Source organism: Pseudoalteromonas sp. SG43-3 (assembly GCF_014164385.1).
Classification (GTDB): domain Bacteria; phylum Pseudomonadota; class Gammaproteobacteria; order Enterobacterales; family Alteromonadaceae; genus Pseudoalteromonas; species Pseudoalteromonas distincta.
In genome coordinates this window covers 17,146-31,728 of the sequence record NZ_JACJFC010000002.1, presented here as the reverse complement: position 1 = coordinate 31,728, position 14,583 = coordinate 17,146, and the positions used below count along the sequence as shown (strand labels likewise).

Genomic DNA, 14,583 nt, shown 5'->3' with positions numbered 1-14,583 from the left:
TACACTAGCGACCTTAAATTTTTAGGCTATTTCTCGGGTAGGCCATGTTTACGTTTTCTAAAAAAATAATTACAGTATGTATATTATTAGTATTAATTTTGGTTGTTACATTTTGGGTAGGCCGCGCTCACGATATTGAAAAAGCAACAGCTCAAGCGCAGCGTCAGGTTACTCAATTAAATAATTACATTGATACTGAACTCGCTCGTTTTTCGGCTATTCCCCAGCTACTTACTTATAATCAGTTAATGATTGAATTTGCAAACGGCGACCAAGCCCATTACAACGCTATAAATAACTACTTAGCTGATATACAACAAGCCAGTGGTGCATCAGATATATTTGTACTGAATGCCCAAGGCGCAGTAACGGCAAGTAGTAACTGGCAAGCCGACTACACATTTTTAGGCAGTAACTTTGCCTTTAGACCTTACTTTAAGCGTGCATTTGCAGGTGAAAAAGTGGCCTACTTTGCACTAGGTATGCGTTCAAAAGAGCGTGGCATTTATTTTTCGCAGGCTGTTTATCACGACAACAAAGCGGTTGGTGTTGTTGTATTAAAAGTGAATGTAAGCAAATTTGAAAACGACAGAGAGCTTTTAAATACATCTAAAGGTAGCCATTTTTATTTAGAGCTTAGTGATAATGTAATTGCGATGTCTGATATGCAAACATGGCGTTTAAATAGCTTCAGTGAGTTTGATATAACAAAGCGACGTAATATAAAGTTACGCCGTGCTTATTTAGATCATCAACCTGTATATATTAAGCAATTTCAATATAAGAGCCAGGGTATTTCGCATTTCAGAATTAATAAAAACCTTTATGTGAGTGCGACAAAACCATTGCGTTACTTTAGTGCACATATGAACGTACTTGTTGATATTACAGAAGTAAATTCAGCTCAATTAATACGCTTGTTTTGGGCATTTAGTATTTATGCTTTAGTTATGATTGTTGGTTATAGTTTACTTGCTCGTTTTGCGGGTTATAAAAAGCTCGTTTACTCTAGGCATAGTCTTGAGCAAAAAGTGATTGAGCGCACACAAGAGCTTGAGAAAACGCAAGTTGCATTAGTTCAATCAGCAAAACTTGCAACAATTGGGCAGTTAAGCGCAGGTATTAATCACGAAATAAACCAGCCCCTTAGCGCTATGAATACTTACCTAGCAAGCGCCAAACGTTTACTCGCTAAGCAAAATTACACCGCACTTGGCGAAAGCATAACTGTGATTGAGGGGCTTGTAGGTCGCGTACACAAAATAGTGGGGCAGCTAAAACATTTTAGCAAACCATCACAAACTCAATTAAGACCTTATCCGTTAGCTGGTTTATTAAATAACGCCTTGATGATTGCCAGCTCACAACTAAAACAAGATAACGTACACGTAGAGCAGCCTAATTTAGATAGTGGGTTAATAGTGTGGGTTGATTCACTTAAATTTGAGCAAGTGTTGGTTAACTTAATAACTAACGCGAGCCAAGCTATGAATGGCGCAATAATACGTAAATTAAGTTTTAATGTTGAGTGCTTTGATAATCGAGTAAAACTCTCAATTTTAGATACAGGGCCTGGAATAGAGCAACATGCTTTTGGTAATATTTTCGAACCTTTTTATAGTACTAAAGAAAGTAACGGCTTAGGCCTTGGATTATCTATTTCAAAACAAATCATTGACTCGTTTAATGGCTCTTTAAGTGCGCACAATCGACTGCAAGGCGGGGCTGAGTTTATAATCAGTCTATCAAGCACGCAGGATAAAACAGATGATTGAAAACTCACCGTGTAAGCACATCATTGTAGTTGATGATGAAGCGATGATCAGAGATTCATTAAAACAATTACTTACCCTCGAAGGCTATACAGTTGAGTGCTTTAATGATGCAAGTACGGCTCTAACAAAGCTTAATCGACGTTTTATGGGCGTTGTACTGAGTGACATAAATATGCCTGCAATGGATGGGCTAACTTTGCTTGAGCAAGTCACGGCATTTGATAGTGAACTGCCGGTTATATTTTTAACAGGGTACGCCGATGTAACTATTGCTGTTAAAGCTATGCAATTAGGCGCGTATGACTTATTTGAAAAACCAGTAAACGAAACATTGCTTGATTGCATAGCAAGAGCATGCGACAAGCGTAGCTTAGTGATTCAAAATCGTGCACTAAAACTTGCTGTACAAAAAACCTCAGCGCCGGGTGTACGAATACTGGGTGATACTCCTAAAATGCAAGATATGATGCATTTACTCAATACGGTTATTGATACCCCAGCTGATGTAATGATTGAAGGTGAAACTGGCACGGGTAAAGAGCTTGTAGCGCGTTACTTACACGATCAAAGTATTCGCTCAGCAAGTAACTTTGTGGCTATAAATTGCGGCGCGGTGCCTGAGCAGTTGATAGAAAGTGAGTTATTTGGTGCTGCAAGCGGTGCCTATACCGGAGCAACTCACACTCGTAAGGGAAAGTTTGAATTCGCACAAGGTGGTACTGTTTTTTTAGATGAAATAGAAAGTACCCCAATGTCGTTGCAGGTTAAATTATTACGCGTATTAGAGGAGCGAAAAGTAACTCCAGTAGGTGATAATAAAGCAATTGAATTAGATATAAGAATTGTTGCAGCCACTAAAGTAGATTTGCTTTTATTAGTTGAAAAAGGTGAATTTAGAGCAGATTTATATTATCGACTAAGTTTGGTAAAAGTAGATATACCACCACTTAGAGCTCGCAAAGCAGATATAGTATTACTGTTTAAGCATTTTAGCTCTATTGCAGCAACACGCTATCACAAGCCGCCAGCACCTCTTAATAGCGAAATACAACAGCGACTCTTAGCGTACGACTGGCCTGGTAATGTAAGGGAGCTTAGAAACCAAGCTGAGCGCGCGGTTTTATTAGGAGTAGAACTTGCTTTTAGTGTTAGCAAAACGCAGGCTAAAGGTGAGCTTTCTCCCGATTTAAGCTTATCTGAAAAAGTTGCTTTTTATGAGCAGTCGTTAATAGAAGAAGCCCTAGAGCGTAACCATGGCAGTATTAAAAATACGATGGATACACTGCAAATCGCTCGTAAAACCCTTTACGATAAAATGAGTAAATACAATTTAAACCGTGATATGTTTATTGACTAAATTGTGTGGTTTATGTGACAACTTCGTTTTTATGGTGTGTGGGAAACCGCACATTTATTCTCTTTTTTATACGCAATACCCATTAACCTTATGAAATGTAATAGTATTTTACCATTGGCAGTAAAGTTGCCTTATTAGGTCTGACAACAAGTAGATTCTAATAATTAGGACACATAATGATAAAGTTTACACACTCTACTATTTTACTCACCTCAATAAGTAGCTTTGCTTTTTACTCGTACACGGCTTGCGCTACTGAATATGATGTTTATGGTAAAGCCGAAGTGCAAATTGCTAATACAGATACGGGTATTATGCGTTACGCAGAAGAAGGCACGCAGATTGAAGCGCCATTTTCGCGTATAGGTATTCAAGGGCAACACAAATTAAATGAATATTTAAACGTTGTTTTTAAATACGAAGTGCAAGTAAAAGGCTTTGAGCAAGATGACACCGAAGAGCCATTTAGTGCAAGGAATACATACCTTGGTTTAAAAGGTCAATTTGGCGAGCTTGTAGTGGGAAGAAATGATACTCGCTTTAAATACTCTGAAGGCAAAGTTGATAACTTTAATGAAACCCAAGGTGACATAGCTCAAGTTATTGCAGGACAAGATAGACTTGGTGATACGCTAACATACACTTCTAAGTATTGGCATAATACGCAATTTTCGTTTACTTATGCTCCAAAAGACGACAACAAAGATAACGAAGCTGGATTTGCAGCAACCTTTATTTATGGTGATCGAAGCTTAAAAAACACCTCATATTACTTATCATTAAGCCATGTTGATTCTCTTAATAATATTAATGCGAGCCGAATAGCAGCAGCCTATAAATTTGAACAATTACAGCTTGGTGCACTGTATCAGCATTCTGAATCAACAGATGGTATAAAATCAGGTAACGGTTATGTGTTAAGTGCAAGCTATACGCTTGATAAATGGGTACCTAAATTACAGTTTGCTAAAGATGACTCTTTACTTCGTCAAACTTCTGAGGCAACGCAATGGACTACGGGCCTTGACTATGTATTTGATAAGCAAACAACTGCTTACCTTTTATACACCGACCTTAATTTAGAAGAACAAGACGACAGCAGTGTTGCGCTTGGTCTTAAATACAAATTTTAGAGGCCTGCCATGACAGATAATATACTCACGCAAAAACCAGATAAGAAAAGACATTTCCAATGGCTTTTTTTGATACTAGGCCCTGTAGTAATGCTATTAACATGTTTACTCGATCCACCAACGGGTATGTCTGTAGCGGCATTTAAAACCGCAGGTTTAGCATTTTGGATGGCGTCGTGGTGGGTGAGCGAAGTAGTACCAATTCCAGCAACTGCTTTGCTCCCTCTGGTAATATCACCACTTGCTGATATAGCAGCAATTAAAAGCGTAGCTGCCCCGTATGCGCACCCGCTAATATTTTTATTTTTAGGTGGTTTTTTAATTTCTATTGCTATGGAGCGTTGGGGGTTACATAAACGTATTGCGCTAAGCACCATGTTATATGCGGGTAAAAAGCCAAGCTTGCAAATTTTAGCCATGATGCTGGTAACCGCATTTTTGTCGATGTGGATGTCTAATACCGCAACAGCTGTAATGATGCTGCCTATTGCGCTTTCAATTACTAATTTAGTTAAGCAATCAGACCCGAGTAATGAAGGTTTTGGTAAGGCTTTACTGTTATCAATCGCTTATGGTGCAAGTATTGGTGGTATTGCTACCTTAATCGGTACTCCGCCTAATGCTTTAATGGCTGCTTACTTGTCAGATAGTTACCAAATAGAAATTGGCTTTGCGCAATGGATGATTGTAGGCGTACCACTGTCTTTAGGCATGCTAATTATTAGCTGGGTTTGGCTTACTAAATTTGCGTATAAAGTAGATGCTAATATTAAAAACGATCAAAAAATTGATACAAAAGCGGTGTTTTCAACGCAGTTAAAAAGCCTAGGTATAATGCAGCGCGCCGAAAAAGGCGTGTTATTTGTGTTTGTTTTAGCAGCACTGTGTTGGATATTTAGACCTTTATTAGGTGATATAACAGGTCTTAATATTTCAGATACTACTATTGCAATTGCAGCGGCATTGCTGTTGTTTGTAATGCCAGCGAATAAAGGCAAAGATGAGCGTATCCTTGATTGGGAAAGCGCAGCTAAAGTGCCGTGGGGCGTTTTATTATTATTTGGTGGCGGGCTTACACTTGCATCTCAAATTAAGTCATCAGGGCTTGCTGAATTTATTGCTCACCTAATTGAAGGCGCCAGCACTATTCCACTTGTTATGAGTGTACTTGTTGTTGTGGCATTAATTACGTTTTTAACTGAGATCACAAGCAATACAGCAACTGCAGCTGGCTTTCTTCCTTTGTTAGGGCCCGTTGCAGAGTCTATAACAGGTTCACCATTGGTTTGGGTTATTCCTGCAGCTATAGCGTGTAGTTGTGCGTTTATGATGCCGGTAGCGACACCACCAAATGCTATTGTGTTTGGCTCAGGGCAAATTCAAATGCGCGACATGATAAGAGCGGGTTTTGTGCTAAACATTGTGGCTATTGTATTAATTACGCTGGTTACAATGACTATTGCAGCCCAAGTATTTGGCTTTTAAAGCTGAACTAAATTAGTTCCAACCAACCTATTCCAGAGTAGCTTTGTTTATATTTACAGTTTTAAACAAAACTACTCTTTATACTTATTTGTAGTACTCAAGAAGCTCTTTTTTAGATAATTAGTGTTATTGCTCGAAAAACAGAACAAGGTTATAGTCGTTAATAACTTTAAAAATTGAGTAACCTATTTTGAGCACTGAGACATCACAGGCAATGCCTTTAATTCCCCAGTTTGATGAATTGCAAAAAAGCTTTCTCGAAACGCCTTACTTGCCAATTGATAAACGTCTCGTTTTATTAAAAAAACTCCGTGTACGTATTGTTGAACTTGAGCAAGAGCTAGTGGATGCTGCTTCAAAAGACTTTGGTTACAGAACCGCTTTCGATACTCTACTTGGCGATATATTGCCTACGGTTCAAACACTCGCGCACATTATCAAAAAGCTACCAAAATGGGCAAAGCCAAGTAATCGCTCTGTGGGTTTAAGCTTGTGGCCTTCAAAAGTAAGTGTTAATTATCAGCCCAAAGGTGTGGTTGGTATTATTGCACCGTGGAATTACCCGATTCAGTTAGCGTTAGTACCTGTGCTTACCGCCATAGCTGCCGGTAATAGAGTGATGCTTAAATTAAGCGAATTCACACCTCATACAAACGCCGTTATCGAAAAAATATTTAAAGATGATCTGCAAGCTCATTGTAAAATAATACTAGGGGCGAGTGATGTTGCAGCACAGTTTTCATCACTGCCATTTGCTCATTTATTATTTACGGGTTCTACGAACGTAGGTAAATTAGTAATGGCGTCAGCTAGTCGTAATTTAACGCCGGTAACGCTTGAACTCGGTGGTAAATCGCCAGTTATTATTACGCAAAATGCCGATATTAAAAAAGCGGCACAAGCCTTACTGTTTGGTAAAATGGCCAACGCAGGGCAAATATGCGTTGCACCCGACTACGTATTTGTACCCAAAGAGCTTGAGCATCAGCTTATTCAGCAATTATGCGAGTTGTATAAAAAGCATTTTAAAGACGGTGTTGAAGGTAAAAACTTAACTTCTATCATTAGCGATGCGCATTATAAACGTTTGGCAACCTACTTAGAGCAAGCCCAAGAACTGGGTGCAAACATTATTAAGCCACTTGAACACAATCAGCAAGACGAAGAAAAGCATCGTATGGGGCTGCATTTAGTGACTCAAGTAACTGACGAAATGCAGCTTATGCAAGATGAGTTATTTGGTCCAATACTGCCAATAATGAGTTATGAAAAGCTCGACAGCGCAATTGACTATATTAAAGCTCATCACCACCCATTAGCGCTTTATATTTTAGGCCAAGATAAGCACGCTCAAGAATACATTATGAAGCAAACAATCAGTGGCACTGTGGCAATAAACGATACCTTAGTGCAAGTAACTGCTGACGATGCTCCTTTTGGTGGTGTAGGCCATTCAGGAATGGGGCATTATCATGGTATAGAAGGTTTTTTAACGTTTAGCCATGCTAAAAATACGTTAGTATCGGGCTCGTTTAATCCTCGCATTGTTATGCTACTAAAACAAAGCAAACTTATTATTAAGCTTCTAAAGTGGCTTTACATAAAATAATAGGGTGCTGATTTGGTAAAGTTGAATAGGTGTTAACTTGCTAATCAAGATATATTAAAAAGGCTGAATTACATTATGTAATTCAGCCTTTTTTAGATTAGTTTAAAGCTACGGTCTTAAACTCTAAAATAAGACTTTAAAATAAGCGACCTTCGCCAGCATAGGTACCCACTTGTATTTTTGCATAAATGGCATCGGCTTTTTCTTTAGCTGCTTCAATTTCTTTAGGCAGCATTTTACGCTCATCAAGTTTACGGCTATGACTCGCTTGCATATTACCGTTGTACTCAGCGATAGTATTCCAAATATATGACTTTTCAAGATCTTTTGGCATACCTAGTCCTTCAAAATACATGAGGGCTAAATTAAATTGCGCTAAAGAGTAATTGTTTGCAGCTGCTTTTTCGTACCAGTTACGTGCCGCTTCATAGTCTCGTGTAACACCCACGCCATTAGCGTACATTACGCCCAAATTAAATTGAGCTGCAGGTAAATTCTTCTTAGCTGCTTTTTCAAATAAGGTAACTGCCATTTGATGATCAAGTTTTACGCCTTTACCTTCATCGTATAAAACAGCTAGAGCAAACATCGAATCAGCATGGTTCTTTTTAACGCCTTGCTGATAAAGTGCAGCAGCTTTGCGGTAATCGCGTGTTACACCGTATCCACCTTCGTATAATTTGGCTAGTTCGTAAATTCCTGGCGCAAAACCTTTATCTGCTAGGTATTGGAATTCTTTTAGGGCGACTGCAAATTCACCTTCGTTAGCTGCTCTTATGCCATCTTCTAATGTTGCATGAGCGAAAGGGCTAGCAAGTAAAACGCCAGCAAGAATGAGTGCTTTTAAATTAAACTGTGACATATTAATGCCTCCAATTATTAATAGTTTCGATAGATTTTAGGGCCACTACATTTTTTAGATTAAACATCCACTGCTATTTAGGCTCGCCCTTGAGGCGGTTTGCTCTTTGTTGCTCGGTTTTTTAATGAGCTTACTAAGTTACAAACTTCGCGCGGCGATTAAATAGCGCCTAGATAGAACAGATTTAATCCTAAAAGGTCAACAGGCCATAGTTAAATGCTAATTTATTAAATTTTTGCACTATTTGCACATTATAAACGTTTAATACCCAATACATTTATGTAAAGACTAAATCGGTTACTATAAATAGATGCAAAAAGGGTGTCTACTGTTATGTTTTACGCCAGCTTTAGTGTAAACGCAATGCGGTACCTTATAAGATCGTGCGTATAAAATGTAAATAACACCGCGGTGGACTTTCAAGGTAAGTAAATGAGTTTAAGAAGTGTAAGATACAGATTTTATAGAAAATTTAAAGATATAAAAAAAGCCCGTTAGGGCTTTTTTGAGTCATATTAACCGTCACTAATATGAGCAATGTAGCAAGTAAATTTGATATTTGGTGTTATTACTTGGGTCGAGTAAGTAATACCACGAAGCGGCACGTTCTTCTTTTAATGTGTCAGCATCCTTGCTGAATATCCTTCCATAGGCACTGAGGTCGGTACACTTTGTTTCTGATAATGATTATTAGTTAGATTAGTGCGCAAGTCAATATTTAAATGATAATTATTATCAAATAAGATTTTCATGATTATAAAATTTAAAATAAGGAAAGTGATGCTTAATAATCTTAAAGCTAAAAAAGTGATAAATGCATGCTTTGCTATCAGCATGGTATTTTTGTGTAGCTGTTCAGCCTCATTCACTTATAACAACTTGAGCTGGCTTTCGTCATTTTGGGTAGATGATTATATTGATTTAAATAAAACACAAAATAAGCAGCTCAAACAGATTATTAACTCGACCCAAGCGTGGCATAGAAGTACGCAACTACCAGCCTACAAACAAGACATTCAAAATATTAAGGCACTTTTTAACACCACACTAAGCATTGATCAGTTAAAAGAGCAGGTGGTTTTTGCTAAAAAGCATTGGCAGAACCTACTTGAATACGCGCACATGCCTTTAGCTGAGCTTGGGGCAACCTTATCAAGTGAGCAAAGAGAAGAGCTTTTAAACAATATTCAGATAAAAATTAACGACGAACGTGAAGAGTTTAACGAACAAACCCCGCTTGAGCGAAAAAGTGAGCGTTTGGAAGAGCAATTTGAATACTACGAGCAGTGGATAGGCAAACTTAGTAAACAACAAAAAGCGCTGATTAAATCAACTAATGAGCAACATCAAGACTCAGGAGCGTTGTGGTTAGAGTACAAGCAAACCCGTTTGAATGCAGCCAAACAGGTATTTAAAAATGCTGAAATAACAAAAAAAGAATTTATAAATCAGTTGAGTACAGTTATTAAAGAGCGCGAACTATATATGAGCGACGCACTATTGAAAAGCAATGAAGCAAACTTAAATTTATATATAAATTTACTCTACGAATTAAACTCAACCTTAAATGATAAACAACGCCAAAGCGTTAATGATCAATTTGATGAGTTAATTGAGACCTTAAACGATATAATAGAAAATTAAATTGTGCGTGAATTATTAAGTTTTAAATTAGCTGTTTAGGCTGATTTGTTTTTAAACGCAAAAATGCTTTTTAAAGGGCAATATATGGTTACAGATTTGAAAAGTATCTTAAACACTTGGTATCCCAACAGGGATAACCAAGAATGGGTTTTAGCTACTTTGTACAAAATTGAAGGCTCTAGTTACAGAAAGCTAGGGGCTATGATGCTTATTTCGAGCCTAGGCGAGCGCTTGGGGATGCTTTCGGGTGGCTGTTTAGAAGCTGACATACAACGCCATGCTAAACAAGTAATGAGTAGTTTAAGCAGTAAAACCATTAGTTATGATGCCACCGATGAAGACGATTTTACATTTCAACTTGGCATTGGTTGTGGGGGCATAGTACATATTTTACTGCAGCCCATTCACAAAGCTAATGACTATTTACAGTTAGAGCTTGTATCTAAAGCACTTAATGAGAATAAACCAGGGCGATACCTTCAACAAGTAAGCCCGATTTTGCCAGCCGGCAGTGGTGTATTTACGCAAAATGATGAGTTGCATGGTTTATCAATGAACCGCAAAGCGCAATTGGTAGAATTACAAGGCGCTACGTGCTTGCAAACCTCTATTTATCCACCGCCCCATCTATTAATAGTAGGTGGCGGCGCAGATGCAGTTCCGGTTTATACATTTGCCAAACAACTTGGTTGGAGTGTAACTGTATGGGATACACGCGCGGCTAATGCAAAAAGACAATATTTTAAAAATGCAGATGCTATTTTGCGCATCACACCGAGTGAGTTAAAAGAATATTGCATAACTCATAAAGTCGATGCGACTATTTTAATGGCTCACAGCGTTGAACTTGACGCCAGTACGTTGGCTCAATTTAAAGATGTTCCGTTTAAATATATAGGATTATTGGGTCCTAAGCACAGACGTGAACAAGTTTTAGAGCACGCAAATACGCGTGTTTCACAAATTAAGTCTCCTGTTTTTGGGCCTGTCGGTTTAAATTTAGGGGGCGACTCGCCAGAGAGTATTGCACTATCGCTGATCAGCGAAATACATGCAGTGCTGTGTGATAAAGATGCCCAATCACTTAGCCATTGGGGGCAAGAGCCGTGCTGATTGCAAAAGTAGTGTTGGCAGCAGGTCAATCATCTCGTTTTGATGGTTGTAAGCTAATAGCCGATGTGGGCTTAGGGCAAACAATGATTGAGCGAGCGGTTGAAGTGCTGCAAGCGCTTGATGATTCACCCGTATATGTAGTTACAGGAAAGTGGCACGCAGAGGTAGTAAAAGCACTCAGCGGGCATTCAAATATACATATTATTGAAAACAAACGATGGGATGACGGCTTAGGTGTTTCAATTGCTGTCGCTTCGCAAGCGCTATCTAAACACCATGCTTATAATGGAATTTTATTTATGCTTGCCGATCAGGTTGAGCTTAAAACGCAAGATCTAGCTGCATTAGTTACAGGTTTCACACGTGAATCCTCGCGCTGGTGTGCAAACTATGGCGAGCGTTTAGGTGTACCCGCTATATTCCCAGCGGTTGATTTATCAAAGCTTACAAGCTTAACTTCTGATAAGGGGGCACAGCAATTACTGCGTTCCAGCAGTGAAGTCGTCAATACAATTAATTTAAGTAGTGCGAGTGTAGATATAGATACGCAACTGCAGCTGAGTAATTTTATAGCGAAGCATGAATTAAAAGTACACAAAAAGTAATTGAATTATATCAGTTGTAACTACGATTATGTTTAAAGTATTTAGCTGTGAGTACAATGGGTATTACACAGTAAATGATGTTTTTAGAGTGAGTAGTTACAACAATTTTAACGGTAAAAGCCAACGTATTAACTAATATTGGGGCTATAAAGCTTAATCAAGGGGCAAGCTATGGTGACGTTTACAATTAATGGCAAGGTGGTTGAATCACACGCAAGTGAAGATACACCATTGTTATGGGTTATTCGCGATGAAATTGGATTAAAAGGTACGAAGTTTGGTTGCGGTATTGCAATGTGTGGTGCGTGTACGGTGCATTTAGATGGGCAAGCAACTCGCTCATGTGTTTTACCAATTGGCGCAATTGCAGGAAAAAACATTACCACAATTGAAGGACTTAATAACGAACACCCACTTCAAAAAGCATGGGTTGAAGAGCAAGTACCACAGTGCGGTTATTGTCAGTCTGGGCAAATAATGCAAGCGGCTACATTACTGGCAGCTAACCCAAGTCCTTCAGATGAAGAGATAGTAAGCCATATGAATGGTAACTACTGTCGCTGTATGGCTTATAAACGTATTAAAACTGCTATTCAACGCGCTGCAGATGAGTCACAAAGTGTAGTAAATATATTTGATCCAAATGCACAAGACGCTTAACTGGAGCCGATAATGAAAAAATTATTTCAAAAAAATAGCGAAACCGTTAATTTAAATCGTCGCTCGTTTATGATTGGCACTGCTAGCGCAGGTTTAGTCATGGCGTTTGCCCCTGCGTTATTTTCGGGTTCGCTCAGTGCAAAAGAATCAATTGCGCAACAAGCTTTTTCACCCACCATTTGGTGGACTATGAGCACCGACGGCGCTGTAGAAGTAAGTATTGCAAAAGCTGAAATGGGTCAACATATCGGTACTGCTCTTGCGCGGATTGTGGCTGATGAACTTGAATGTGATTGGGATAAAGTATCAATTACCTACGTAGATACTCATGAAAAATGGGGCTTTATGGTAACGGGTGGTTCATGGTCTGTATTTCAAAGCTTTAAGCCATTATCTCAAGCCGGCGCTGCGGGTCGAATTGCATTAATAGAAGCAGGAGCGAAAATGCTCGGCGTGCCTGCAAGTAAATGTCGTGCTGAAAAGGGCTATATTATTTCAGGCGAAAAATCGGTTAGTTACGCAGACATAGTTAAAAAAGGCGAGTTTAATCGTACATTTACCAGTGATGAAGTTGCAAACCTTCCACTAAAACCTGCTAATAAACGTCATTTAACAGGGCTTAAACAAGACTTTAAAGCGCTTGATATACCAGCCAAAACAAATGGTACAGCAGTATATGGGATAGATGTAGAAGTTGAAGGCATGCTGTACGCGCGCCCAGTTATTCCACCAACTCGTTATGGCAGTACAGTAACAAATGTTGACGATAGTGCAGCAAAAGCAATTAAAGGTTACAAAGGCTATGAAATTTTAAATGACCCTAGTAACACAGTGCAAGGCTGGGTTGTTGTATTAGCTGATAGTTACCCAAGTGCCATTAAAGCAGTAGATGCTTTAAACGTGAGTTACAAAAAGGGTGAGTCGGCAAATATATCTGAAGCTGATATTCAAAAAGAAGGTAAGCGATTATGCGAGCAACGCGACTCGGGTACTTTGTTTGTTGATGAAGGCGATATAAAGAAAACCCAAGCAGACGCTAGTGAGTCGTTAGAATCAATGTATACCACAGCGACAGCGAGTCATTATCAGCTAGAGCCATTAAATGCGGTTGCAGAGTTTAAAGACGGAAATTGGATTATTCATACCGGTAACCAGTGGCAGTCACTTACGTTACCAGCGCTTGCTAAAGCACTCGATATAGAACAAAACAAAGTAATTATTCGTCCTTATTATTTAGGTGGTGGTTTTGGTCGTCGATTATTTGGTGATTGGACTGTGCCTGCGGCTCTAACTGCAAAAGCAGTAGGTAAACCAGTAAAACTGGTATTTACACGGGCAGATGATAGTTTATTCGATCAGTCTCGTTCTGCATCTGCTGCAAAAATGACGGCGTCGTTTGATAAAAATGGTACATTCACAGGAATGGAACATGCATTTGCTGCTGGTTGGCCTACTAAAGCTATGGCACCAGGGTTTTTATCACCGGGTGTTGATGGCAAAGGTAAATTTGATGCATTTTCGGCATCAGGCGCTGATCATTGGTACAGCATGAGCAGTCATCGTGCACGCGCTATTAATAACGAAGTTGCACAAAGCACCTTTAATCCAGGTTGGTTACGTTCAGTAGGGCCAGGTTGGATTGCATGGAGTCTTGAGTCGTTTATCGATGAAATTGCCCATAAGCAAGGCAAAGATCCTGTTCAATTTAGAATTGAAATGTTAGATGGTAAAGGCAAGCAAGCAGGTAAAGCACCTGAGAGCGTTGGCGGAGCACTGCGCTTACGTAATGTGCTTAAAACGGTGTCTGACAAAGTAGCTTCTGTAAAATTAGCGAAAGACGAAGGCATTGGTTTTTCTGTAAGCTCAGGGCAAGAACGTACCATGCCAGCATGGCTTGCAACCGCAGCGCATGTTCACGTTAACCGTGATAGTGGTAAAATAACGCTTAAAAAGCTTTATGTTGTTGTAGATGCGGGCTTAATAGTTCACCCAGATGGCGCACTGGCGCAAATTGAAGGGTCGTTACTATGGGGCAGCAGCCTTGCATTGCATGAATCAAATACGTATAAAGATGGGCAAATATCTGCGACTAACTTTAATACTTATTTACCGCTAAGAATGCAAGATGTGCCAGATATGGACATCGAGTTTTTACAAAGCGATGAGTTTCCAGTTGGTTTAGGTGAGCCTGGGGTGATAGGGGTCGCTCCTGCGATTGGTAATGCTGTATTTAATGCAGTAGGCGTGCGTTTACGTGACCTACCAATGAAGCCAAGCGAACTTAAAAAAGGCTTAGAAGCGTAAAACAAAAATAACTAAAGGGGTGTGCTTTAAGCTGCC

General features: G+C 39.2%; 11 protein-coding genes. 10 read left to right on the top strand and 1 reads right to left on the bottom strand.

Going from position 1 to position 14,583, the window contains the following annotated elements; genetic code table 11:
* Positions 1-44: 44 nt before the first annotated feature.
* The 5 genes from H5157_RS01970 (at position 45) to H5157_RS01950 (ending at position 7,359) form a co-directional block, all read left to right on the top strand.
* The gene (locus tag H5157_RS01970; RefSeq protein ID WP_182724015.1) at positions 45-1,775 is read left to right on the top strand and encodes an ATP-binding protein; all 1,731 of its coding nucleotides are present in this window, start codon (positions 45-47) and stop codon (positions 1,773-1,775) included.
* A complete protein-coding gene (locus tag H5157_RS01965) occupies positions 1,768-3,132 on the top strand; it encodes a sigma-54 dependent transcriptional regulator (RefSeq protein WP_002959078.1) in 1,365 nt (454 codons plus the stop codon). Before H5157_RS01970 ends, H5157_RS01965 begins: the two co-directional genes overlap by 8 nt.
* Before the next feature lie 176 nt (positions 3,133-3,308).
* Positions 3,309-4,265, top strand: a complete 957-nt coding sequence (locus tag H5157_RS01960) for a porin (protein WP_182693761.1) — start codon at positions 3,309-3,311, stop codon at positions 4,263-4,265.
* A gap of 9 nt (positions 4,266-4,274) precedes the next feature.
* Positions 4,275-5,750, top strand: a complete 1,476-nt coding sequence (locus H5157_RS01955) for an SLC13 family permease (protein WP_182695174.1) — start codon at positions 4,275-4,277, stop codon at positions 5,748-5,750.
* A 214-nt stretch (positions 5,751-5,964) separates the two neighbouring features.
* Positions 5,965-7,359, top strand: coding sequence for a coniferyl aldehyde dehydrogenase (locus H5157_RS01950; protein WP_182716876.1), 1,395 nt, complete (start codon positions 5,965-5,967; stop codon positions 7,357-7,359).
* 136 nt (positions 7,360-7,495) lie between these two features.
* Here H5157_RS01950 and H5157_RS01945 read toward each other — a convergent pair whose 3' ends face one another.
* Positions 7,496-8,221 carry a tetratricopeptide repeat protein gene (locus H5157_RS01945; RefSeq protein WP_024595553.1) on the bottom strand — a complete coding sequence of 242 codons (726 nt, stop codon included), beginning with the start codon at positions 8,219-8,221 and terminating at the stop codon, positions 7,496-7,498.
* Positions 8,222-9,001: 780 nt separating this feature from the next.
* On the opposite strand from H5157_RS01945, the gene H5157_RS01940 reads away from it, so the two are divergent.
* From H5157_RS01940 to H5157_RS01920, 5 genes are all read left to right on the top strand, one after another.
* On the top strand, positions 9,002-9,865 hold the full coding sequence (locus H5157_RS01940) for a DUF6279 family lipoprotein (protein WP_182724013.1): 864 nt from the start codon (positions 9,002-9,004) through the stop codon (positions 9,863-9,865).
* An 84-nt stretch (positions 9,866-9,949) separates the two neighbouring features.
* Positions 9,950-10,978 (top strand): XdhC family protein, encoded by a 1,029-nt coding sequence (locus H5157_RS01935; RefSeq protein ID WP_182724012.1) that lies wholly within the window; start codon positions 9,950-9,952, stop codon positions 10,976-10,978.
* On the top strand, positions 10,972-11,583 hold the full coding sequence (locus tag H5157_RS01930; RefSeq protein ID WP_182724011.1) for a nucleotidyltransferase family protein: 612 nt from the start codon (positions 10,972-10,974) through the stop codon (positions 11,581-11,583). The genes H5157_RS01935 and H5157_RS01930 overlap by 7 nt, the downstream gene beginning before the upstream one ends.
* A 171-nt stretch (positions 11,584-11,754) precedes the next feature.
* Positions 11,755-12,243, top strand: a complete 489-nt coding sequence (locus tag H5157_RS01925) for a (2Fe-2S)-binding protein (protein ID WP_007582016.1) — start codon at positions 11,755-11,757, stop codon at positions 12,241-12,243.
* 12 nt (positions 12,244-12,255) lie between these two features.
* A complete protein-coding gene (locus H5157_RS01920; RefSeq protein WP_182724010.1) occupies positions 12,256-14,547 on the top strand; it encodes a xanthine dehydrogenase family protein molybdopterin-binding subunit in 2,292 nt (763 codons plus the stop codon).
* Positions 14,548-14,583: the final 36 nt, after the last annotated feature.

What these genes read in the sequence shown, in the direction of transcription:
- H5157_RS01970 (WP_182724015.1), top strand. Translation starts at nt 45, where the DNA reads ATGTTTACGTTTTCTAAAAAAATAATTACAGTATGTATATTATTAGTA.
- H5157_RS01965 (WP_002959078.1), top strand. Translation starts at nt 1,768, where the DNA reads ATGATTGAAAACTCACCGTGTAAGCACATCATTGTAGTTGATGATGAA.
- H5157_RS01960 (WP_182693761.1), top strand. Translation starts at nt 3,309, where the DNA reads ATGATAAAGTTTACACACTCTACTATTTTACTCACCTCAATAAGTAGC.
- H5157_RS01955 (WP_182695174.1), top strand. Translation starts at nt 4,275, where the DNA reads ATGACAGATAATATACTCACGCAAAAACCAGATAAGAAAAGACATTTC.
- H5157_RS01950 (WP_182716876.1), top strand. Translation starts at nt 5,965, where the DNA reads ATGCCTTTAATTCCCCAGTTTGATGAATTGCAAAAAAGCTTTCTCGAA.
- H5157_RS01945 (WP_024595553.1), bottom strand. Translation starts at nt 8,221, where the DNA reads ATGTCACAGTTTAATTTAAAAGCACTCATTCTTGCTGGCGTTTTACTT.
- H5157_RS01940 (WP_182724013.1), top strand. Translation starts at nt 9,002, where the DNA reads ATGCTTAATAATCTTAAAGCTAAAAAAGTGATAAATGCATGCTTTGCT.
- H5157_RS01935 (WP_182724012.1), top strand. Translation starts at nt 9,950, where the DNA reads ATGGTTACAGATTTGAAAAGTATCTTAAACACTTGGTATCCCAACAGG.
- H5157_RS01925 (WP_007582016.1), top strand. Translation starts at nt 11,755, where the DNA reads ATGGTGACGTTTACAATTAATGGCAAGGTGGTTGAATCACACGCAAGT.
- H5157_RS01920 (WP_182724010.1), top strand. Translation starts at nt 12,256, where the DNA reads ATGAAAAAATTATTTCAAAAAAATAGCGAAACCGTTAATTTAAATCGT.